We start from the raw sequence: 22,975 nt of genomic DNA, 5'->3' as shown, positions 1-22,975 counted from the left end.
TAGCACAAAAGTTAACAAACATTGTTAACGCTATAATCATACACTACACTACTATGAAGAAAATTTTTTATATGATCATTGGAGCATTGGGCATTGTTGCATCAGCAAGTGCGCAAACAGTTCCACTGATGCCTAACGTTAATATAGGCATCAAAGGCGGTGTAAACTTATCTGCATTTTCAACCGAGAAAACTTTAAGTGCCGATAACAGGGCAGGATATCTTGCAGGTATATGGGGCCGTATAGGTATTGGCGGGCTTCATTTCCAGCCGGAGTTATATTACACATCGAAGAATGTGAAATTTTACGACTCTGGTGCCCGCGCTGAAAACACAGCAAAATTCAGAAGCATCGACCTTCCTTTATTAATTGGTAAGCGTTTTGGCTTAATGGGTGTTGGCACACGTTTTAATACCGGACCGTTGGTTTCATTTGCAGTAAGCCATGACCAAAGCGTAGGTGATGCTTTCAGTAATGCCAGCCGCCTGCGTGTTAAAGACCAAAACTATGCCTGGCAATTTGGAGCCGGCCTTGACGTTTCGCGCTTATCACTTGATTTACGTTACGAGTTGGGTTTAAACAAAGTAAAAAACGGCGAGGGTAATGCCGATGTAAGATTGAATATGTTCAACTTCACTGTAGGTTACCGCTTATTTGCTATGTAAGGCATACCAAATCACTATAAAAATACAAAGGCATCACTATTAGTTTAGTGATGCCTTTGTATTTTTATAGCAAAGCAACGCTTTTAAGCGTGTTTTATAGCATGTTCTAGAGCAGCATTATGTTTGTATCTGAACACGAAAGGAAATATGATTGCAATTATCAACGCGTATGCTGCAAATGTAAGCCAAATGCCTTGCCAGTCTTTAGTCTTATCGGCAAGTGTAAAGTAGTGATCAATGAGGTAACCACTGGCAAAGCTACCAAACAGGGCGCCAAAGCCATTTACCATCATCATAAACAAGCCCTGCGCGCTACCGCGAATAGCTGGCGTGGTTTGAGTTTCAACAAATAATGATCCTGATATATTAAAGAAGTCGAAAGCCATACCATATACAATGCATGATAACACAATCATCCATAAACCTGCTGCAGGGTTACCAAAAGCAAACAGCCCGAAACGCAATACCCATGCAAGCATACTGAACAGCATTACGTATTTAATACCAAACTTGCGCAGGAAAAACGGAATAGCCAAAATGAACAACGTCTCAGATATTTGAGAAATAGACATAATAATGGCCGGGTAACGCACAGCAACAGCATCCTTATAAGCATCTACCTTTTCAAAGTCATGTAAAAAGGTATCGCCGTATGCATTGGTTAATTGAAGTGCTGCACCCAGCAACATTGAAAAAGCAAAAAATATGGCAAAACGCGGTGTTCTGAATAAGGCAAAGGCATTGAGGCCTAACCTTTCGGTAAATGAGCGCTTTTCACTTAACCTTAATTGCGGCGGGCATTTAGGCAAGCTGAACGAGTACAAACCTAAGGCCAGAGCAACACCAGAGGCTATGTAGAACTGATTGGCTGATGTTTCATTGTGAGTTAAACTTACCGTCCACAAGGCAGCTATGAAACCAATTGTACCCCAAATACGAATGGGTGGATAATCTTTAACCACATCAAGGTTGCTGCCTTTAAGGGCTGAATAAGCTACCGTGATGGATAATGACAATGTTGGCATGTAAAATATCATGTTAAGCAACATCACCCAAAAGAACGTTGAGGGGTCGCCAACCAATGGCAGGCAAAGCAACGTTAACGCGCCGCCTATGTGCATTATTCCGTAAAGTTTTTCGGCATTTATAAATCGGTCAGAAAGTATACCGGTAAGGGCAGGCATAAATATAGCCGATATGCCCATAGTTGAAAATATTGCACCAAACTGTGCACCCGACCACTGTTTGTTTTGAAACCAATATGCACCAATGGTGAGCAGCCAGGCCCCCCATATAAAAAACTGCATAAAATTCATCAGTATTAAGCGTGACTTAATATTCATAAAAGCACGATGAGTTTAATCGGGAAATAATAGTTTTAATTAAAGGGGAAAAGTAGCTAAATATTGCGAAATGAAAAAGATTTTCGCGTAAGAAAACTGCAATATTATTGAGCATGGCGACTAATCAACTTCAGAAGAAAAATCGTCAAAAAACCAAAGAAGTAAATTTCATGCAGCCTATTTAAGACGCTTTACGCTTGTTTAGTTCGTCTCTGATTTTTGCCGCCTTTTCGTAAGCTTCTTCATTCAGTGCATCTTTAAGCAGGTTTTTTAGTTCATCGGTACTTAAGGATGTATAATTAGTTACGCTGCCGGTAGCCGCTTGTTTCTCTTCGCCAGGTTCGCTCAAGTTTTCCAGGTAAACAAAATCATTACCCTCAATTACAATACCCGCAGTGGATAATATAAATTCATGTGTATAAATGGGGCAAGAAAATCTAACAGCCATTGCAATAGCGTCAGACGTACGCGCATCAATTTCGCTAGTTTTTTTACCGTCAGAGCATATAAGTTTAGCATAAAAAATTCCGTCAACCAGGTTGTATATAATTACTTCCTGTATGTTTATGCTGTAGGCCTGCGCAAAACTTTTAAATAAATCATGTGTGAGCGGGCGGCTTGGAGTCATTTTCTCAATCTCAATGGCAATTGCCTGCGCCTCAAAGCTGCCTATAATAATGGGCAACCGGCGACGACCGCTAACTTCGCCTAAAACTAAAGCATAAGCACCCGATTGTGTTTGGCTGTAAGATAAACCAACAATATCGAGCTTTATTTTTTTCATGTTATTACCCATCACAACTTAACCTTTAACGGCTATATAGCATATTTTATGCCGTACTAACTGTTTGCTACTATAATCCCTTAAACCTGTTAAGTCCGGGTTTGTTGCAGAAAAGGCAATTTTATATGCCTGCACAAACGTGATAACTGTTACAAGGTTGATGCTATAGCCGCCAAACATTACATTTGCACAGCAGGCAGCATAGTTTTGCGGCCTTATCAGCAAAAGTACACAAAAAACACACAGTTTAAAATGCAGGCTAACCGCTTACAAAAACTGCTCGAATTTTTACAAAGCGAGCCTAATGATGAGTTTGTTCAATATGCTTTAGCAACTGAATACTTAAAACTCAACGATACCGAAAATGCGCTTAAGTATTTTGAAGGATTGGTTAATAATCACCCCAACTATAGCGGAACCTATTACCATTTGGGTAAGCTATATGAACAGTTGAATCGCAAGGAAGATGCATTGAGAACCTATCAGCAAGGTATGCAAATAACCCGTCAAAAACGAGATAATCATGCACTGTCTGAATTACAATCTGCGTATAACCAGGCATCCGGGCTGTATGACGACGAGGATGATGACTATTAGCAATATGAGTGGGCGACCGAAAAGCATCTTTTAATAATTAAGTTTTTTTTTAACGGTAACCTACCAGTACTTAAATATTTGTTCCAATAAACACACTCCTGTGAATTGAAAAACCGCCAGCTACTTTTCCTTCGCGACACCTTAATTTACACCTTCAGTACATTTGGCGGGCCGCAGGCGCACGTTGCTATATTGCTGCGTGAGTTTGTAGAAAAAAGAAAATATGTTACCGAAGCGGAGTTGATGGAGTTGAGTGCTTTATCGCAAATTTTACCCGGACCATCGTCAACCCAAACGCTTGTTGGCGTTGCCTGGAAGGTAGGAGGGTTGCGGCTGGCCTTGTTAACTTTTTTAATTTGGGTTTTGCCTTCAGCTGCTATTATGTGCCTGGCTGCAATAGGTTACAAAACCTTTGCTTCAACAGGAAAAATTAATAACATATTGCATTTCATACGGCCTGCCGCCGTTGGCATTGTAGCCTATGCTGCAGTAACATTTGCGCAAAAGATTGTGAAGAGCAGGGTGAGCGCTTACCTGGCGACGGGCTCATTAATAGCGACACTTATACTGCAAAATCCCTATGCATTTCCGCTACTAATTTTGCTTGGCGGCATCATATCGTCAGCATTCGAAACACAACCTGTAGAAGACGCTATAAGGGTTAAGTTGTTTTCAAACGTAAACCCAAAAAAGGTAGGTTACTTTATTGGCATACTGCTGTTCTTTGCAGCGCTTGGTGCGTTAATAAACCGAACATCGCCGTTTAGTTTGCCAGTACGTTTGTTTGAAAACTTTTATCGTAACGGTATTCTTATTTTTGGTGGTGGACAAGTATTGGTGCCGTTGATGTATACCGAGTTTGTTGAATTAAAACATTACTTAAGCAATGCCGAATTCTTGTCGGGCTATGCACTTCAACAGGCCTTACCGGGGCCAACCTTTTCATTTACCTCATTTGTTGGAGCAATAACTTTAGGTAACAATGGTTATGGAATTGCTGGTGAGGTAATTGGAAGTATAGTAGCCGTTATAGGCATCAATTTGCCGGGCTTAATTTTAATACTTTTCATAGTTCCGTTTTGGGAAGATTTGAAAAAAATCACACGTATCAAAAACTCGCTTAGTGGCATAAATGCTGTAGCGGTAGGCTTTATGGCTACTGCGCTAATACTGTTGGTAGCACCTTTCGGCACGAACTGGATGTCGTACCTTATTATGATTTGCGCTTTCTGTCTCCTGTACTTTACTAAAATAAAAACGCCTGTCGTTATTTTAGCAGGCGTTGTATTAGGATTGTTAATCTAATTAAAAAGGAGCTTCATCATCCATATCATCCATGCGAGACGGCCTGATGATGATATTTCCCGGATTACTGTCAAAGCCCTGTGATGGCGATAAGCCCGAAAACGCATTTCCGCCGCCACCAGGTGGCAGATAGTTATCCATACTGGTTTCCAAATCGGCAAACTTAACGTACTTGCCCACAAACTTAAGTCTTACAGTTCCGGTTTCACCATTACGGTGCTTGGCTATAATAACCTCGCCCACTCCTTTAGTTGGGTTGTTATCTTCGTCAAACTCCAAACCGTAGTATTCTGGACGGTAAAGGAATAACACCATATCGGCGTCCTGCTCAATAGAGCCCGACTCACGTAAGTCAGACAACATTGGGCGTTTTGATCCACCCGGACGGCTCTCGACAGCCCGGCTCAACTGCGAAAGTGCAATTACAGGTACCTGTAACTCCTTGGCCACCATTTTAAGTGCACGAGATATGCTACCAATTTCCTGCTCGCGGTTACCTCCGCCTTTACCATCAACTTTACCCGTCATCAACTGTAAATAGTCAATAATGATTAACTGAATATCATGTTGTGATTTTAAACGACGGCATTTTGCGCGGAACTCAAATATATTTAAGCCTGGTGTGTCATCAATAATTAGGGGAGCTGCCTCTAAGCGGCCAATTTTAGAGTGGATTTGTTGCCATTCCCACTCCTCCATTTTACCTTTTCTGATTTTTTCCTGCTCAATTTCGGCCTCGCCCGATATTAAACGGTTAACCAACTGAACCGACGACATCTCCAAAGAAAACACTACCACAGGTTTGTTGAAATCAACGGCAGCATTACGTGCACAGCTCAATACAAATGCTGTTTTACCCATGGCCGGGCGGGCAGCAATGATAACCAAATCTGATTTTTGCCAACCCGATGTCATGCGGTCGAGGTCGGTAAAGCCTGTACCTATACCGGTAAGCCCGTCGGTCTTATTTTTGAGCTCTTCAATTTCTTTCAAGGTCTCCTGCATCAAATCATCCATCTTACGCGAGTCGCGTCTGAGGTTGTTTTGAGCTATATCAAAAAGATTTTTTTCCGCACGGTCTAATAGTTCAAGGATATCCGTGGTATCCTCATATGCCAGGTTAATGGTATCGGTTGATATACGTATCAGCTCACGTTGAATGTACTTTTGAATTATTATACGGGCATGGTATTCAATGTTGGCTGCCGAAGCTACACGATTGGTAAGTTCAGTGATATAAAATGCACCACCTACCATTTCAAGTTCACCCTGCATACGCAGTTGTGCAGTAACGGTTAAAATATCAACAGGAGATGTTTTTTCGAAAAGTATACGAATGGCGTTAAAAATTTTTTGATGCGACTCAACGTAAAACACTTCCGGCTTCAACACGTCAATAACCGACGACAATGCATCTTTTTCTAACATCAGTGCTCCAAGTACAGCCTCCTCTAAATCACGGGCCTGAGGGGGCAGCTTACCAGCAAGCATGTTACTTGCAGTAAAGTTTTTACTGCGACGATCATTGCCTGTACGGTTGTTATTTTCAAATATCATTATGGGTTTCTCCAAAAATAGTGGGGGAGCAAAAATATACAAAATAGAGGTGCTGGCTTAACACTAATTTGCTTTAGTTACTCACTAACGCTGTTGAAAAATATTTAACGGCTTAGTGTTCATATTATTCGCACCTATTTTGTATTGATTATGTTTACCATTTGCTCTTATTTACATAGAACGCATTTTGCCCGTAATAATGTGTATTTTTGGCATCTTATTTTTATTTGAACATGGCAGAAAACTATCCACCCAGGCGCAATAATAACGCGCAGTTTATTTTTGGCATAAGGGCTATAATTGAAGCCATTGTATCGGGCAAGGATATTGAAGCGCTCTACATACAGCGCGGCTTAACCGGTCAGCTATATCACGAACTTAAAGAAACTGTTGCTGAATACCAGCTTACGGCTCAATTTGTTCCGGTAGAGAAGCTAAACCGCATGACCACCAAAAACCATCAGGGTGCGGTAGCTGTGATTTCGCCTATTACTTATCAACGCATTGAAAACATCATACCAGAGATTTATGAAAAAGGTGAGGTGCCGCTTATATTAGTGTTGGATAGTATAACCGATGTGCGTAATATGGGCGCTATAGCGCGTACGGCCGAATGTGCAGGCGTGCATGCCATATTAATACCAGCTAAAGGTTCGGCGCAAATTAATGCCGATGCTGTTAAAACATCAGCAGGCGCGCTTTATAAAATACCGGTATGCCGCCACGAAAATTTTGTGCAAACTGTCCGGTTTTTACAGGAGTCGGGTTTGCAACTGGTATGCTGTACCGAAAAAACGAACGATTATCTTTACAAGCCCGATTATACAGTTCCTACAGCTGTAATAATGGGATCAGAGGAAGATGGTATTCGAAATGATATTATCAGGATATCTGACCATCTGGCCAGGATTCCAATGTTTGGCGAAATTGAATCGCTCAATGTTTCCGTATCCGCAGGAATTATATTGTACGAGGCTGTAAGGCAAAGAACTGTTGGACAATAAATAAAGCCCCTGGTATTATAATATCAGGGGCTTTTTTAGTTTTATAAATGTATACGTCAAACCATCTTCTCTGCTTTGTTTTCTACTGATAACTTACCATTGCCTTCAACCAAAAACACCACCAAACCAATCAGTACAGATACAGACAGCCAAAACTCTGCATACGGTCTGAAAATGTGCTGACTGAGGTTTACAAATAGTACGGCAACAACCAGGATTGGCAGGTTTAACAAACAAAACATGCGGGTGTGGGAGCCGAGAGCAATGAAAAAGCCACCAAAAACGTGAAACAGAATAATAAGATGCGCAACAATGCTTAATGATAACGCCATTGGCAGTCCCGATTCGGTCATTAATGATGTAAAGGCGTGAAGATTAAGCATGAAGGATATGCCTTTCCAAACCAACACAATACCTAAAATAATGCGAAACAGATCTAACCACTTTGGATGATTCTGATCACCCCAAAGCTGAATGCGGGAAATAAATTTCATAATGTTTATAATTGGTATACTAATGTAACGCTTTTGTAGCTTAATTTGTTACCTAAATTAATCATAATAACCTGTTTATTAAATAATTATCATAGTATTAACCATACTAGGTTAAAGTAAATAAAATTTCAATGAAGACACTTTTAAGTAATAAACTTTCAAAATTTACGTCGCTTTATTGCTTCATAGTTGCAATTTGCGTGACATCATTTTCTCATGCTCAAATCACTAACCACACAACAAAGTTTGCTAAAGGCGCTGACATTAGCTGGTTGCCGCAAATGGAAGCAACCGGATTTAAGTTTTACAACTCGGTAGGAAAGGAGGAGGACTGCTTCAAAATCTTGAAAAATAAAGGACTCAACACCATTAGGTTGCGTACTTGGGTTAATCCAAGCAATGATAAAGCAAGTGGCCACTGTAGTAAAGATGAAACGGTTGCTATGGCCTTACGCGCAAAGAAATGGGGAATGCGCATAATGATCGATTTTCATTACAGTGATACCTGGGCCGATCCGGGAAAACAGGTTAAACCTAAGGCTTGGGAAGGGCACGACTTTACTACACTTTTAAACGACGTTTACAGTTATACAAAGGAGGTAATGCAAGCCTTAAAAGATGCAGGTGTTTATCCTGAGTGGGTGCAGGTTGGCAATGAAACACCGGGTGGTATGATATATCCGGAGGGAAGCACAAACAATTGGGCGCAACTTGCCCAGTTAATTAATAGAGGGTACGATGCAATAAAAAAAGTGTGTCCGAAAAGTAAAGTCATCCTGCATCTCGACCGCGGAAACGACAATGCACGCTTTAGAAATTGGTTTGATAAAGCCACAACGCATGGTGCAAAATTTGACGTTATTGGCATGTCCTATTATCCTTACTGGCTAAAAGGCAAACCTGATTATACACTATCCATAGATGATTTAGGGAAAAATATGAATGACATGGCGCAACGTTATAACAAAGAGGTAATGATTGTTGAGGTAGGAGGAGAGGCCACTAAGCCAGATAATACCTATGACATGCTTGTAGCTGTACAACAAAAGGTAAAGCAAGTACCTAACGGCAAAGGGCTTGGCGTTCTGTACTGGGAACCGCAGGGCGCAGCATCATGGAGCCATTACGCATTAAGTGCCTGGGGAGACGATGGTAAGCCAACCAGAGCACTTGACGCATTTTTAAAATAATGATGTTCAGTGAAGATATCATAATACAAAGCAAAGATGTTATAGATAAGGGTTATTTATAATTCACATTTTTGGTTACACGAGCCTTATTATTCGGGCTTTTTATAAACCAATTATATACCCTTATGAAATCAGAATTTATACTGCGAGGCCTTGCCATTGCAGCCGGTACGTTATTAGCACAATTTGCTACGGCACAAGTAAAAGATACTTCCTATGCGGCGGTTGCAAATAAACGTGCGCTCAATATAGTTGAACAGCTAAAACTTAAATCCCCTTCCAAACAAAATCGCGTAACCACTTTAGTTGCCGCGCAGTATGTTGGTTTGAACAACTTACAAAACCTCCGAGACAAAGAGCTAAAGGCTGCAGCTACAGATACAGTTAGGGTGCGGGTAATAAAAAGCAAGACGGCTGAAGCTACAGCAAAGCTTCATAAAGCTTATATAACTAAGCTTTATGCCCAGCTTACTCGAGAGCAAGTGGATGCCGTTAAAGATGGCATGACTTACAATACTGTACCGCTTACCTATGCAAACTATTTACTAATGCTTCCTTACTTAACAGAAGCTCAGCAAACACAGATAAAAAATTATTTAATTGAAGCTCGTGAGTTTGCAATTGACGGAGGTACAGCAAAGGAGAAGCAGCAGTGGTTTGGTAAATATAAAGGCAAAATCGCCAATTACCTTGCCGGCGAGGGTTACAATTTGAAAAAGGAAGGAGATGATTGGGCGAAACGACGGGATACTACATCACAAGATGCAGCCATAAAAAGAGCTAACGAAGTAATTGCAACCTTGAACCTTGACGCTAGTAATAAAGCTAAAAATTTAACAATTTACAACTTGGTGGCTTTGCAATATCAAAAGATAATTGAGTTTAACAATCAGAGAAATGATAAGCTCAAAAGGTTAAAAGATAGTATGACCCTGAGCAAGACTGAATTCAAAAAAGCAGATAATAGCACCTGGCTTGAAATGAAAACGGGATTAGAGAAGCAAAGAAATGCTTTTACACAAAAACTATCACCCATTTTGAGCGCAAAGGAATTAGAGCATTTAAAAAACGCTATGACTAATAATGGGCTAATAGTTGAATACGAACATTTTATAGCATTGCTTCCGAACTTAAAAGCTGATGAGAAAAAACAGGTTCATGCCTACCTATCAGAAGCAAGGGACAATGCTATGGATGTACTGACTAAACGCGAGATTAATCAGTGGTTTGCGAAATTCCGTGGCCGGGCCAACAACTATCTTGCAGGCAAAGGGTACAATTTGCGCAAAGCTACCGAAGAATTAGAGCTGAAGACAGGTAAGCCGCAATAGCTTACCTGTTAATTTACTACCGGAATTTTAAAGCAAAAAGTAGATCCGTTACCAAATTCACTTTCTACCCATATATTACCATTATGACGCGCCACAATTTCCGAACAAAGGTACAATCCTATGCCAAAGCCCGAGATTGCAGTCATATGTTCTCCTTTTACGCGGTAATACCGGTCAAATAACCTTTGTTGATCTTCAGGTTTTACACCCATCCCGGCATCGGTAACGCATACCTCGGCAAAATTCTCTTTAGTTACACAGGCAATTTGTATGGTACTGCCTTGCGGCGAGTATTTAACCGCATTACTGATTAAATTATTAATAACCTGGCCAATTTTATCACGATCGGCAATTACGGGAGTATACTCCACCGGTGCAAATACAACTTTGTGACTGCTAATTGTTGTGAGTGATTCATCTTCAACCTCTTTAACCAGTTCGGCCATATCAAAAAACTGCTTATCAATATGAATCTTGCCCGATTCGAATCTGGATACATTCAAAAATCCATTGATGATGACAGTCATCTTTTTGATTTGGTTGGCAACCTTATCTAATGCACCGGCAGTAAAAACATCCTGATTTTTAACCGAACGCCCTTGCAGCATTTGTATATATGCATTTACTGAGGTAAGCGGGGTTTTTAACTCGTGGCTAACCATGCCTATGAAATCATTTTTACGCTGTTCATCCTGTTTACGTTCAGTGATGTCCAACAACATTCCATTAAGACTTTCGGGCTTGCCGTCTGCGTTAAAGCGTGCTTTACCTTTGGCTTTAACTATTCGCGGTATATTTGTATTAGGATTAATGACAGTATATTCAATATCATATTTACCATCAGATGCAGGATTTAATGCTGTAGCTATCGCTTCATTTACAAATCTGCGGTCTTCTTCGGCAATTACATTTGTTGCTAACTCCAGGCAAATATGTTCGTCGGCTCCTAAACCAAACCATTTCTTCAATATTTCATTTCCCGAAAAAAGATTAGATTGTGGGTTATAATAAAATGCGCCAAGTTCACCAGCATCTATAGCCAGATTGAACATTTCCTGCATATGTTGTGCCTGTCGGCGTTCTTTAACAGCATCGGTAATATCTTCAAGTATAATCAAAACACCGTCAATCACACCCGATGAGTCTTTCAAGGCTTCGTAAACTGAATTTACAATCGCTTCGCGCATGCCGTCACCGCTACGCAGCATTACTTTAAATTCACGGTTTACCTGGCGTTCGCCGGTCTGATATACTTTGTCGAGCCAGTCAAACACTGGCTGACCTTCCAACTCCGGACGTGCCTGACGATGTGGGCGTCCAATTACATCCTCATATTTACGATCCCATATGTTCAATATGGCGTCGTTAGCAATTTCAATTACATGATCAGGTCCACGCAAAACGCACATTCCTACAGGTGCCTGCTCCAATACATCGCGCAAACGTGCCCTGCTATCGCTCAAATTATTATTCGATTGTAATAGTTGCGACTGGGTATCGGCGAGTTCCTCGTTGGTAGCGCGTAACTCTTCGTTTATTGATGCCTGCTCTTCGTTAATTGCATATAACTCTTCATTGGCATCCTGTAAACGGCTTTCACTTTGTTCAAGCTGTAGTCTTGAATTAACTTCTTCGGTAATGTCAGTTACAGTACCAATAAAGCGTTGCGGTTTATCAGCCGCGTCGAAATGCACTTGTCCAATAGCATGTACCCAGCGTATGCGTCCATCTTCTGCGCCAACAGTACGATATTTTACGTTATACTTGCCGCCGGTTTTTTGCTTATTATATGCGTCACTTACAGCATTAACTGTATGTTCACGATCGTCAGGATGTAAACCGTTTACAAAGTCAGAAGAGTAAGTAACCTTCTGTTTAGGCGATACACCGAATAGTTCTTTACAGCGCTCATCCCAAATAAGCACATCATGAGTTACATCTAAATCAAATATACCTACACCACCGGCCTGCTTTGCCATAGCCAGTTGCTCAAGCGCATTGCGGTTCTCTTCGCTTATTGCAGCTAATTCCTCGTTTAGTGAGCGTAGTTCTTCATTATTAGCGGTAAGTTCTTCAACTAACTGCTGCTCATTCTCAATACGCTCTCTTATTTCTTGCCAGTACTTTTGCTGCTGAGTAACATCGGTAGCGGTATGTAATATGCATAAAGTACTTCCATCATCATTTTTGATGGCCTTATATTCAAAATCAAATAACGAGCGTTTAAATTCTCCATTAATCAGTAATTCGGCAGGCATACATTCCGCAACGTATGTTTCACCAGTACGCCAAACGTTTTGTAACAAAGAAGTAAACGGCTGTCCTTTTATTTCAGGCAGAGCTTCTTCAAAAGCTTTTCCAATCACACTCCTGTCCTTGCCCCAAATGCGGAGCATTGAATCATTAGCAAAACGTATATGTAGATCTTCGGAGTTATAGATAGCGGTAGCCTTTTTACTTTGCGCTAATACCTGCAGAACTACAGAATCATCTAGCGTGGGCTTTATATTATCAGTCATTAACAATGTAACGGTGTATAGCTAACAAAAATATAATACTTTTTTAAAAAGGGAAAGGAGTATTTAATAACATCTACTCACAATCTGTGGTTGTACACGTATACTCAAAATCACTAAGTGGTTAGCAAAGTTAGCAACTCATCCAGGAAACTCTTTTGACGCTCGTTGATTCTCACACAAGCATCATTATAATTGAACCAACCAGCTCTATCAATTTCGGGTACGGTTACAAATTTTCCTGATTTATAAGGGTATTCCATATCGAAGCTGTTGCTTACAATTTTGCCCTGATTAACATCTGCTTCAATAGCCCAGCAACTTACAATTTTACCGCCTTTTTGCTTAATTAGTGTAAGTGCTATAAAGTTATTACCTTTTACAGGTAAGCCGGTTTCTTCCTCAAATTCACGTTTAGCTGCACTCAGCGCATCTTCGCTGCTATCATACTCACCTTTTGGTATACTCCAAACGCCCGCATCTTTACCCTTAAAGTAGGGCCCTCCAGGATGGACCAAAAAAAACTGAAGCTCGCTATTACGCTTGCGGTACAATAATAATCCGGCGCTTTGTTTTGTCATTTATAAAGTGAACTTGTAAATGGTTGATGCAGCTACAAACAGCTTAAACCTGTTTATAGTTTTAAAACCAGAAGCGAGATTTAAAAAAGAAGAAATCTTTTAGAATTTGCTCAAATAAATACATAAAAAAAAGCCTCTTAAAATTTAAGAAGCTTTATAAAAAGTGATCCCGTTTGGATTCGAACCCATCCTTATAATATGCTTATCACCAGTATTTTATGAAGAAGGTCAAATTTAAGGTAGTCACTTAGGTGACTCAACCCATTTACATTCAAATATAGCAAATGCCTGTGATAAAACCCGTATTCTCACTCGCTATTAATCGTTAACGACATAATTAAGCATAATAGCTGAAATACTGCGGTTTGTTAATTGTAATAACGTAGAGCTTAAATAATCATCTTATTGATCAGGCAATCCTGTACTTCCCTAAACAGAACACCCATCACTACGATGCTATACTATCTACCCTTGGTGTGTTAGGACATACAAATCAAGAATCAAAACATGTTGGTGTACTACAGCCCAAGAATGTAAATATCAAATGACCATACATTAATTACTAACAAAATAAACAATTGCATAACCCAAGGGTTTAGGTTACAATACTTACCGCCGAAGCATCCTATGAGTTAGCAAATCGGGCCATCAGCTAAAAAGATATCGTCATTTACCATTCGTGCATTATGAAAAAAGAGTCAGGGGAACCTAAATTCAGTACTAAAACATCGCCTAAAGAGCAGCCGGCTTTGCTGGAATTATTTACAGACGGCATTAAAGACATTTATTGGGCAGAAAACCATTTGGTTAAAAATTTGCCTAAGATGATCTCGGCAGCTACATCGAAAGCGCTTGCTCAAGGAATTGCAGATCATCTGGAAGAAACCAAAACGCATGTATCACGCTTGGAACAGGTGTTTGAATTGTTGGGCGAAAAAGTACAAGCACAAAAGTGTGACGCCATGGAAGGATTAGCCAAAGAGGGCGAGGGCATTATTGAAAGCACCGCACCCGGCACAGCCACACGAGACGTCGGAATCATTTTGGCTTCCCAAAAAGTGGAGCACTATGAAATCGCTACATACGGCGGATTACATCAACTTGCCATTACGCTTGGTCTGGAAGACGTTGCAGGTATTTTGGCTGAAACGTTGGCGGAAGAAAAGGCCGCAGACGAAAAATTAACCCAAGTAGCCGAAAGCGACATTAACTACACAGCAGCAACTGAAGCATAACATGGCAAAGAAACCATCACCTAAAATGGGTACTGAGGCTGCCATTGACAAACAACTGGCCCCACAACCTGAAAATACAAAAACTCAAAGCCTTGCTCCACATACCGCAGATGCCGCGGGCGAGCAAATGAACACAAATACCGGGTTACCGATAAACGATGATCAAAATTCGCTAAAGGCGGGCGACCGTGGCCCGTCTTTGTTGGAAGACTTTCTCTTCCGCGAAAAGATGACGCATTTTGATCACGAGCGTATACCCGAAAGGGTAGTGCATGCCCGTGGTTCGGGTGCGCATGGCGTGTTTAAATTATATAAACCATTGACTGAATATACTAAAGCCGCATTCCTGAACAACACAGATGTGGAAACACCGGTATTTGTACGCTTTTCAACAGTGGCAGGCTCAAGGGGGTCTACAGATTTGGCGCGCGATGTGCGCGGTTTTGCTGCAAAGTTTTACACCACGGAAGGTAATTTCGACCTGGTAGGCAACAACATGCCGGTTTTCTTTATACAGGATGCCGTTAAGTTCCCGGATTTGGTCCATGCTGTTAAGCCCGAGCCAGACAATGAGATTCCGCAGGCAGCGTCTGCGCATGACACCTTTTGGGATTTTATTTCCCTGATGCCGGAATCGGCGCACATGATTATGTGGGCAATGAGTGACCGCGCTATTCCGCGCAGCTATCGGATGATGGAAGGTTTTGGGGTGCATACATTCCGCCTGATTAATGCTGAGGGCAAGGCCAGTTTTGTGAAATTCCACTGGAAACCGTTATTAGGCGTGCATTCCGTAGCCTGGGATGAAGCGCAAAATATTTCCGGTAAAGACCCGGACTTTCATCGCCGCGACCTTTGGGATGCTATCGAAAGCGGCAACTTCCCTGAGTATGAATTGGGCTTACAGATCATTCCGGAGGAAGATGAATTCAAATATGACTTTGACTTGCTCGATTCAACCAAATTGGTGCCCGAAGAATTAGTACCCGTGCAGCGCGTAGGTAAACTAACACTGAACCGCAATCCGGATAACTTCTTTGCAGAAACAGAACAGATTGCTTACCACATCGGTCATGTGGTGCCGGGCATTGACTTTACCAACGACCCGTTGTTACAAGGTCGCCTGTTTTCTTATACTGATACACAACTGACCCGTTTAGGCGGGCCTAACTTTCAGGAGATACCTATTAACCGGCCGATAGTACCGGTACATAATAACCAGCGCGACGGATTTATGCGACAAACTATAAACCGTGGTAAAACCAGTTATAATCCGAACTCATTAAGCGGCAATGACCCGCAGCAAGTCAAAGAATCCGCAGGAGGGTTTGTAAGCTACCGCGAACGCATTGAGGCCCGCAAGGAACGCCTGCGTAATAAAAGTTTCTTTGATCATTTTAGCCAGGCAAGACTATTCTTTAATAGCCAGTCGGACCCGGAAAAAAATCACATTGTGGACGCGCTCACTTTTGAGTTGGGGAAAGTTAAAACCATCGCCATCCGCGAGCGGATGCTGGGTATTCTGGTACAGATTGATAAGGACCTGGCTACGCAAGTGGCTTACGGCTTAGGGTTACACCTGCCTGATGTATTGCCAACCAATCAAAGCATTCCGGCTGACGGCAATCCGGCAGATTACCAGTCGGTACAAGTAGACGGCGCTCTGTCTAAGTCTGAAGCGCTGAGTATGGCCAATACCGTTAAAGATACTATCAAAAGCCGCAAGATTGCTTTGCTTGCTGCTGACGGCGCAGATGCAAACTCAGTTAAAACAGTTAAAGACGCGCTTACCGCCCAAGGAGCTACTGTGGAGGTAGTTGCACCGCGCCAGGGTTTTATAATAGCTGAGGACGACTCAAAAATAGAAGTGGATCATAGCTTTTTAACCGCTGCTTCCGTATTATTTGATGCTGTATACGTGGCTGGTGGTAACAATGCCGTAGCTACATTGGAAGCAGAAGCGAATGCCGTACACTTTCTAAATGAAGCATTTAAGCATTGCAAGCCAATAGCAGCAGCGGAAGAAGCCATGCAAGTGATTGATGCTACCTATTTCAGTAAAAAGCTACCGCCTGATTTTTCTGAAGACTCGGTATTACGCGAAGGTATACTCGTAGGAAAGCCAGATAAGCTCTTTGCAGAGCTTTTAACCAAAATGATTGCACAACATCGCTTTTGGGAGCGTGAAAAACCAAGACTTATACCTGCTTAATTATTCTGCGTTTTATGACTAACACGATTCAACCTATCATCAACGCTGCCCGCACGGGCGACGTTGATGCTTTACAAAATCTCATAACTGCTGACACTAACCTTAACGCAACTGATGAAAAAGGTTATACGCCGCTGATTATTGCTTGTTATAGTAATCGCCTGGAAGCAGCGCGATACCTGATGCAAGCAGGAGCAGACCCCAATGCAGCCGACTTTGGTGGCAATACAGCCCTAATGGGTGCCTGCTTTAAAGGCTACCCTGAGATAGCCACATTACTTATTGAAAATGGAGCAGACTTAAACAGGCAGCACGGAAATGGTGGTACTGCATTGATGTTTGCCGCAATGTTTGGCCGCAATACTATGATTGAGCTTTTATTGAAGCACGGCGCGGATATAACATTACTAGATAACCGTGGTATGTCCGTGTTTGATTTAGCCGCTCAGCAAGGGAATGAAGACGGCATTGCGATACTTGAAAATTATCAACCAGCATAGAGAATATCACGAAAGCGATCATTCAGCTCGCTTATACTGTAGCGTTGACCTTAAGCAATTATTTGTCTATATAAGGTAGCTCCAAATATGAATCTTTCCGTATTTAAGGGCATCACAATATGTGATGCCTTTTTGTTTAGCTCAATTTCTATCTTATTAAAAAGTACCACTTTCGCATTTTATATTGATGTTGGTGGTACGATTTTTCAAATAAAAGGAGTTATAGCAAACATTTTCAACGCGATCAAGACAGACTATGACTCTGAGCTATAGAAATTGATTTTAACTATAAAAGCGGATACCGATAATTTAGCAAGTGAATGAAATGCAGGAGTATTAAATACTTCGATGATCTGTTGGTGAACAATAACCAACCTCCTAAAACCGCTAAAAGTCTTTTGTGTTTAAATTTGATATACAAAAAGTTGATAGTCCGAGACAGCATGATGAATATGGCAGGTAGCTACGTTGGACCCTTTAGTAAATTGCTTTGAGGATCATGAAACATTTGCAACGCTTTGCTAATTATATTTTATTAATCTTTTGGGCCGTGTGTTCATTGATCTATTTCACTTTAGACATCTGGCTGGACTTGTATACTTACAAAGATTCAGCTAAGGTTGCCTGGTATATGGGAATAGCCGTGATGCCATTGGTGGCCTATACGATTTACCTGGGCAAAGAGATCTTTTTCTCCAAATGGTATTATGGTATAATACTGACTATTAGTACGTTTGGTATTTACTTTTTTGCCGCTTACTTTAGTTTGCTGAATATAGATCTGCTGGTGAGTGCCGCTTTTGGACCTGCAAAGAAAATGGTATTGCCGGTTGAACGGGTGGAGAGGGTATTTGCCAGGAAAGCTGGTTTTGTGCATACCAACGTCACAATTAAGTACAATCATCGATTGTATGTTTTGGAGGGAACTAGAACAAGTTATTACTATTTAAGAGACAAAAAGCAGTTAAGGGCAATGATCGGTCGTTCTTATACCGGCAATATATATGCTGTCAAATTAAACGTAGCTCCACACCAGCGCTATCAGGCTCGATGGCTGTATATTAAGGACTGGTTCAGCCGTTACTGGTGGCTTTTCGTTGCGTTTACACTGTACATATTGTATTATTCATTTCGAGGGAAATATTTCTCGAATGCAATAAAAAAAAGTCATAAGAATCAAAGTAGACATTTTTTCATATTAAACCGTGTAAAGGTAATTTTGCTTGCAGTATTTTTTATTGGTATGATTTTGATATTGGCCGCCGGTCTTTTGCTTTAAGTAAACTCAGTCACTGGATGCCAAATTAAACAACAATTGTTTTGAGATTTCATTGAACACTAATACATTATTTTTATATGAATATTAATAATGATTGAAGGTTCGAGTTTACCAAGTTGAGAGATTGTACCGGATATGAAATTAATTTGATTGAGTACTGTACGCTTCATCGAAATCACTAACTCAATCACCCGGAAAAATGTACTACTTATGTCCACTTGCTTCGCTCCCTCTGCGCGAGCACTTTGGACACGGTATTTTAAGCAGTGATATTATTTTCGGCTTAAAAAAAATGCCCGACTGACTCAGTGGGCATTCCAGAAGGATATCTCTCGTCACTTTTATTTCAAGCTTTATCTAGAGGAATTTCGCTCAGCAAAGCTTGTTGTGATAAGTTAACTTAAACTATATGCTACAAACAGAATTTATTCAAGCTGTATGTGCTATTGTTAGCAAAACAGCTATCCCGCTAAGCCATCTTTTTTAGCTTTTTCTAAAACTTTAGCCGCCCGTTCCGCACTGTCCGGATGTGAACTCAGCATTTTTTCAGACTTGCTTTTCTTGGCACCTGATGACTTATCCATATCAGCTAATTTATTGAAGGCGCTGGCTAAGGCGGTTACTTTATAATTATGCTGTTTCATAAAGCTATAAGCAAAGTCATCAGCTTCACTTTCCTGTTTACGACTATATTTGCTGTCTAACAAGGCGCCGGCAAAAGCACCCAACTGGCTTTCTGATAACGTATTCACCACTCCGGACTGTGAAGATGCCGCATCGGTTAATGCCTCCCTTTTGTATGCGCTTCTTACCGCATCACGTGAATCTTTATTAGCTACATGACCGATCTCATGACCAATAATTCCTAATAGTTCGTCATCTGTCATAATGTCCATCAGCGATGAGAATACGCGAACACTACCGTCGGCGCAGGCAAATGCGTTAATATCGCTCACTTTGTAAACTTTAAAATTCAGTTTTAAGCCTCCTTCATTCTGATGTTTGGCGAACAACTTTTTAAGCCTTATAGTGTAAGGATCATTTTCTCCGGCTACAGTATTGTGCGTATCCATGTAAGCTACTGCTTCTGAAGCTAACTTAGCCGCATCGGCATCAGAAAATGTCACAGCTTTTACTCCTTTTCCTAAGGCGCCTATACCTTTTGAATTTAATTTGATTTGAGCAGTGGCGCAGGGTGCAGTAGTGATAAGTATCCCGGCAACACCTAAATAGATAAAAGATCTTTTCATTGATAAATGTTATAAGTTAGCTTATAAACAATACCCTATTATTAATGTTTGTGAGTTGTTATTGGTTCGAATCCACTAACAACGGATATTTACCGGTGTGGTGATTATTAGATGTTGTGATGATGATTAAGCTTGAACTTATTTTCTTTTTTTGTGGTTTTTGTTTAACACCTACTAATTAAGAAAACAATGTTTTAGGTATGCTTTTAGGACTACAGGTGGTAAAAACACATTTTCCCGGGCGCAGAATCGCTAATAAACAAGTTGCTTTTACAACAATGTTATGCTGAAGCATACCAACTATTGATGGATCAGGACCCTGCAAAATTCCAGTACTTTATAACCTGGCACTTTGCCTGTAATGGAGTGGTACCTGCGAGGACACACTAAAACAATTGGAGCGGACTTAGCTCGCACCGCAATTACATAAAGGAAGCCAGCTAAGTACTGATAGTCAATACAATTCAAATTGATAAAAAGTCAGCAAAACGAAACTACTAATGATTACGTTAGATTTTTTCCAGCTTTAACTCGTGATTTAATTATCCGGCTGAAGACAGATTGCTGCCATTAGTGGGCGACTATGCAAAGGTGATTGCTAGTGCCACTCCGATCGAACAAAGGAATAGAAATATTAAGGAAGCTTTAAAAACAGCTCAATCAGCCAATGATAACGGAATTTGATCAAATTAAGGAAGCCTACCAGCGCAACATGTTTGCCGCCCCGGGTAATAAGGTTGATGTTTTGAACTTAATCAAGCTGCTACCTGATACCAGCATCACCAACGACTATGAAGAAAATCTTTATCACCTGGCGGCCCAATTCGCTGACGCGGAGGCCATTCGGTTTTTAAAGAAGTCAGGGCTGAAACCTGAAACTGACGAATATGGCAACACTGCATTTCATGCACTTACCAAAACACGTTTTGATTACGACGATCCGAACCTGAATGAAAAAGCTGCAAAAATTTACGATACCGCTCGGGCATTGTTAGATGCCGCTGTAAATCCTAAAAGGAAAAATGATTCGGGCAAACTGGCCTATTTTGAAGCCGGCTTGCTCTATATGTATCCATTTTTGCAGGCCATGGGCGAAGCCGGTGTTAAAATGGATGCAGCTGAATCCGGCGGTAGGAACCTGTTGCATGTGATCTGTGAAAAACTGGGTAACCGGAAAGATATCAAAGGCGCCATACCCGCCGTTATGAAAACCGTACGTATATTACTGGAAAAGGGTGGTATCGACGTAGAAGATAAAGATGTTTTTGGTACAACACCGCTTACTTACGCGCAGCGCAGCGGAGTAAAAGAGGTAGCGGCACTAATTTCTGGCGATGAAAGTGACTTGGCTACCGGTGGAATGACCATCCATGAAGCTGTCCTAAACCGCGATCCGGGTGCGTTGGAAGCGTTGATTAAAGCCAAAGTTCATCTTGATGAAATAGCAGATCAATACAGGCGCACGCCACTCATGCTAGCTTGCGAGTATGCTTCTGCACCTTTGGTAAAGCTATTGGCTGATGGTGGTGCTGATATCAATTTTAGGGCAGGCAGCGGTGAAGCAGCAGTATACTACTTGCTTACCAAAGCTATATTTAATATAGGGCGTGGTATGAGCCAGGTTAATAAAGAAATAATTACGATGCTACGCTATTTATTGGACAATGGGCTAGCTGTGAACGCGGCGATTGACAATGAAGGTAATACTGCATTAAACCTGCTTTGCCAGGCAAATTATTATCTAGCTGATCTGGATACCACACTGGCCGAAGAATTGATCGATAGTGGCGCTAATGTTAACCTGCCAAACCAGTCAGGCAAAACACCTTTGATGTCGTTTGCACAGAAGGGTAACGAAATGAAATTTGGCATAGCCGAATTACTCCTGGATAATGATGCTGATGTTAATTATGTGGACCAATTGGGCAACACGGCCTTAATTTACGCCGCTGGCAATCCAGATCACATATCAGGCAAGCAGATAGTCTCTTTAATCCTGGACAAAGACAGATCAACCCTCGAACGATTGAATAATGCCGGTCAAACGGCAATGGACGTGGCCATACAGCATAATAATGAGGCTGTTGTTAAGCGACTTATGAAATAAAAGAAAAGCGGAATATAATGAACAATATGTTTTTAACGCCTGTAAAAATGCTCAGAAACGGTAATACGGGCTTTTTAAAAATGGTGGCGTTAATGTCGATAAGTGCTCCATAGTTAATACACCGCTGTATTAACTATGGGGAAAAGGCGCTAAAAACATTGCCAAATTGCCAATCGATCCTGATTCTGACGTAAACCTAGCTAACAATAGCAGTGAGGTGCCGCTGCACATCGCTTCTCGTAGCGGCAGCAAAGAACTGATTAAAATTAGTAGCTGCACAATGCAGATCTAATGATTAACAGCTATGCAGATTGAGAAAGAAACAGACGTAAATGCAGTAGATAATGAAAGTTGCCGTGCGATGGATTTTGTTAGTGAGCGTAATCATACTGAGATATTAGAACAATTGTTAAGGGCCGGCGCTGACAGCAAATAGATTTACAGGACTGGATATAGGATAAAACAAAAAAACGCAGCACTTATGCGTTGCGTCTCTTGTTTTCGAATAGCTTATCAGGATACGATATCAGGCACCCTGTTTGTTTTTCACTTCTACCAGTTTCGCCAATAGAGGTCCTTTATGTTGTAAAGTAAAGGTAACGAATTTATCTTCTTTTACCGCTAAGCGTACGACCATCGGAAGAAATGGGTAAACTTTTCTGGCAAGCATTTCAAACGTTTGATCATCCTGAGCCGCGGCTAAAGCTTTGTCAGCGTAAGGTTCAATCTTTGGCCAGTTTTCAGCAATTACGGGGCCTACAGAATTCATAATTTTGCTTGTAAGATCGCTGTTTTCAGCGTTATTGTCTTTGTTTATTAATGATGACAGCATAGTTTTTTAGTTTTAATTGTTAACAGATTAAGCCTCCTTTAGTTTAGATCATCGGCCACATCCCAGGCCAATAATGTAACCATTAGTAATTTTATAACCATCTGAGGTAACTGCATTCTTGTAAACTATAAAGTGCACTGGCTTAAAATCAAACCACGTTGCGTTTGAGACTGCGGCGAGGCGTTTCACACTA

Annotated in this window: 20 protein-coding genes; 12 read left to right on the top strand and 8 right to left on the bottom strand. The window is 41.1% G+C overall.

Annotation, left to right across the window (positions count from 1 at the left end; all coding sequences use genetic code 11):
• Positions 1-53: 53 nt before the first annotated feature.
• Positions 54-665 carry a porin family protein gene (locus tag GO816_RS10655; RefSeq protein WP_157541882.1) on the top strand — a complete coding sequence of 204 codons (612 nt, stop codon included), beginning with the start codon at positions 54-56 and terminating at the stop codon, positions 663-665.
• Between the two features lie 83 nt (positions 666-748).
• On the opposite strand, the gene GO816_RS10650 is transcribed toward GO816_RS10655, so the two are convergent.
• A complete protein-coding gene (locus tag GO816_RS10650; RefSeq protein ID WP_157541881.1) occupies positions 749-2,008 on the bottom strand; it encodes a nucleoside permease in 1,260 nt (419 codons plus the stop codon).
• Between the two features lie 181 nt (positions 2,009-2,189).
• A complete protein-coding gene (locus GO816_RS10645) occupies positions 2,190-2,792 on the bottom strand; it encodes a bifunctional nuclease family protein (RefSeq protein ID WP_157541880.1) in 603 nt (200 codons plus the stop codon).
• Between the two features lie 252 nt (positions 2,793-3,044).
• Between GO816_RS10645 and GO816_RS10640 the strand changes: the two genes are divergently transcribed.
• A complete protein-coding gene (locus tag GO816_RS10640; RefSeq protein WP_157541879.1) occupies positions 3,045-3,389 on the top strand; it encodes a tetratricopeptide repeat protein in 345 nt (114 codons plus the stop codon).
• Between the two features lie 105 nt (positions 3,390-3,494).
• A complete protein-coding gene (chrA, locus tag GO816_RS10635; protein ID WP_157541878.1) occupies positions 3,495-4,694 on the top strand; it encodes a chromate efflux transporter in 1,200 nt (399 codons plus the stop codon).
• Here the strand turns inward: chrA and dnaB are convergent, their stop codons facing one another.
• The gene (gene dnaB, locus GO816_RS10630) at positions 4,695-6,251 is read right to left on the bottom strand and encodes a replicative DNA helicase (RefSeq protein WP_157541877.1); all 1,557 of its coding nucleotides are present in this window, start codon (positions 6,249-6,251) and stop codon (positions 4,695-4,697) included. It abuts the gene before it with no gap.
• A 233-nt stretch (positions 6,252-6,484) separates the two neighbouring features.
• Here dnaB and rlmB point away from each other — a divergent pair, with 233 nt between their 5' ends.
• Positions 6,485-7,255, top strand: a complete 771-nt coding sequence (gene rlmB / locus GO816_RS10625) for a 23S rRNA (guanosine(2251)-2'-O)-methyltransferase RlmB (protein WP_157541876.1) — start codon at positions 6,485-6,487, stop codon at positions 7,253-7,255.
• Positions 7,256-7,311: 56 nt separating this feature from the next.
• Here the strand turns inward: rlmB and GO816_RS10620 are convergent, their stop codons facing one another.
• Positions 7,312-7,749: a DoxX family protein gene (locus GO816_RS10620; protein WP_157541875.1), complete on the bottom strand. Its 438-nt coding sequence runs from the start codon at positions 7,747-7,749 to the stop codon at positions 7,312-7,314.
• A 200-nt stretch (positions 7,750-7,949) separates the two neighbouring features.
• On the opposite strand from GO816_RS10620, the gene GO816_RS10615 reads away from it, so the two are divergent.
• Positions 7,950-8,939, top strand: coding sequence for a glycoside hydrolase family 53 protein (locus tag GO816_RS10615; protein WP_317163620.1), 990 nt, complete (start codon positions 7,950-7,952; stop codon positions 8,937-8,939).
• 125 nt (positions 8,940-9,064) lie between these two features.
• The gene (locus tag GO816_RS10610) at positions 9,065-10,270 is read left to right on the top strand and encodes a DUF3826 domain-containing protein (protein WP_157541873.1); all 1,206 of its coding nucleotides are present in this window, start codon (positions 9,065-9,067) and stop codon (positions 10,268-10,270) included.
• 8 nt (positions 10,271-10,278) lie between these two features.
• Here GO816_RS10610 and GO816_RS10605 read toward each other — a convergent pair whose 3' ends face one another.
• Together GO816_RS10605 and GO816_RS10600 are read right to left on the bottom strand one after the other, a co-directional pair.
• Positions 10,279-12,789: an ATP-binding protein gene (locus GO816_RS10605; RefSeq protein ID WP_157541872.1), complete on the bottom strand. Its 2,511-nt coding sequence runs from the start codon at positions 12,787-12,789 to the stop codon at positions 10,279-10,281.
• Positions 12,790-12,902: 113 nt separating this feature from the next.
• Complete coding sequence (locus GO816_RS10600) at positions 12,903-13,367, bottom strand: NUDIX domain-containing protein (protein WP_157541871.1); 465 nt, start codon at positions 13,365-13,367, stop codon at positions 12,903-12,905.
• 686 nt (positions 13,368-14,053) lie between these two features.
• On the opposite strand from GO816_RS10600, the gene GO816_RS10595 reads away from it, so the two are divergent.
• The 4 genes from GO816_RS10595 to GO816_RS10580 all read left to right on the top strand — a co-directional run bounded on the left by GO816_RS10595 (position 14,054) and on the right by GO816_RS10580 (position 18,593).
• Positions 14,054-14,602 (top strand): YciE/YciF ferroxidase family protein, encoded by a 549-nt coding sequence (locus GO816_RS10595; protein WP_157541870.1) that lies wholly within the window; start codon positions 14,054-14,056, stop codon positions 14,600-14,602.
• A 1-nt stretch (position 14,603) separates the two neighbouring features.
• Positions 14,604-16,814, top strand: a complete 2,211-nt coding sequence (locus tag GO816_RS10590; protein WP_157541869.1) for a catalase — start codon at positions 14,604-14,606, stop codon at positions 16,812-16,814.
• 14 nt (positions 16,815-16,828) lie between these two features.
• Positions 16,829-17,314 (top strand): ankyrin repeat domain-containing protein, encoded by a 486-nt coding sequence (locus GO816_RS10585; RefSeq protein ID WP_157541868.1) that lies wholly within the window; start codon positions 16,829-16,831, stop codon positions 17,312-17,314.
• Between the two features lie 499 nt (positions 17,315-17,813).
• Positions 17,814-18,593 carry a hypothetical protein gene (locus GO816_RS10580; RefSeq protein ID WP_157541867.1) on the top strand — a complete coding sequence of 260 codons (780 nt, stop codon included), beginning with the start codon at positions 17,814-17,816 and terminating at the stop codon, positions 18,591-18,593.
• A 461-nt stretch (positions 18,594-19,054) separates the two neighbouring features.
• On the opposite strand, the gene GO816_RS10575 is transcribed toward GO816_RS10580, so the two are convergent.
• A complete protein-coding gene (locus tag GO816_RS10575; RefSeq protein WP_157541866.1) occupies positions 19,055-19,843 on the bottom strand; it encodes a M48 family metalloprotease in 789 nt (262 codons plus the stop codon).
• 667 nt (positions 19,844-20,510) lie between these two features.
• Between GO816_RS10575 and GO816_RS10570 the strand changes: the two genes are divergently transcribed.
• Both GO816_RS10570 and GO816_RS18905 read left to right on the top strand, forming a co-directional pair.
• The gene (locus GO816_RS10570; RefSeq protein ID WP_157541865.1) at positions 20,511-21,950 is read left to right on the top strand and encodes an ankyrin repeat domain-containing protein; all 1,440 of its coding nucleotides are present in this window, start codon (positions 20,511-20,513) and stop codon (positions 21,948-21,950) included.
• Positions 21,951-22,254: 304 nt separating this feature from the next.
• Positions 22,255-22,386, top strand: coding sequence for a hypothetical protein (locus GO816_RS18905; protein WP_262884865.1), 132 nt, complete (start codon positions 22,255-22,257; stop codon positions 22,384-22,386).
• A 90-nt stretch (positions 22,387-22,476) separates the two neighbouring features.
• On the opposite strand, the gene GO816_RS10565 is transcribed toward GO816_RS18905, so the two are convergent.
• The gene (locus tag GO816_RS10565; protein ID WP_157541864.1) at positions 22,477-22,782 is read right to left on the bottom strand and encodes a hypothetical protein; all 306 of its coding nucleotides are present in this window, start codon (positions 22,780-22,782) and stop codon (positions 22,477-22,479) included.
• Between the last annotated feature and the right edge of the window lie 193 nt (positions 22,783-22,975).

It is taken from the genome of Mucilaginibacter aquatilis, assembly GCF_009755275.1.
Taxonomy (GTDB): domain Bacteria; phylum Bacteroidota; class Bacteroidia; order Sphingobacteriales; family Sphingobacteriaceae; genus Mucilaginibacter; species Mucilaginibacter aquatilis.
Note: the sequence above shows the minus strand (reverse complement) of the source record. Positions and strands in the feature narration are given on the sequence as shown.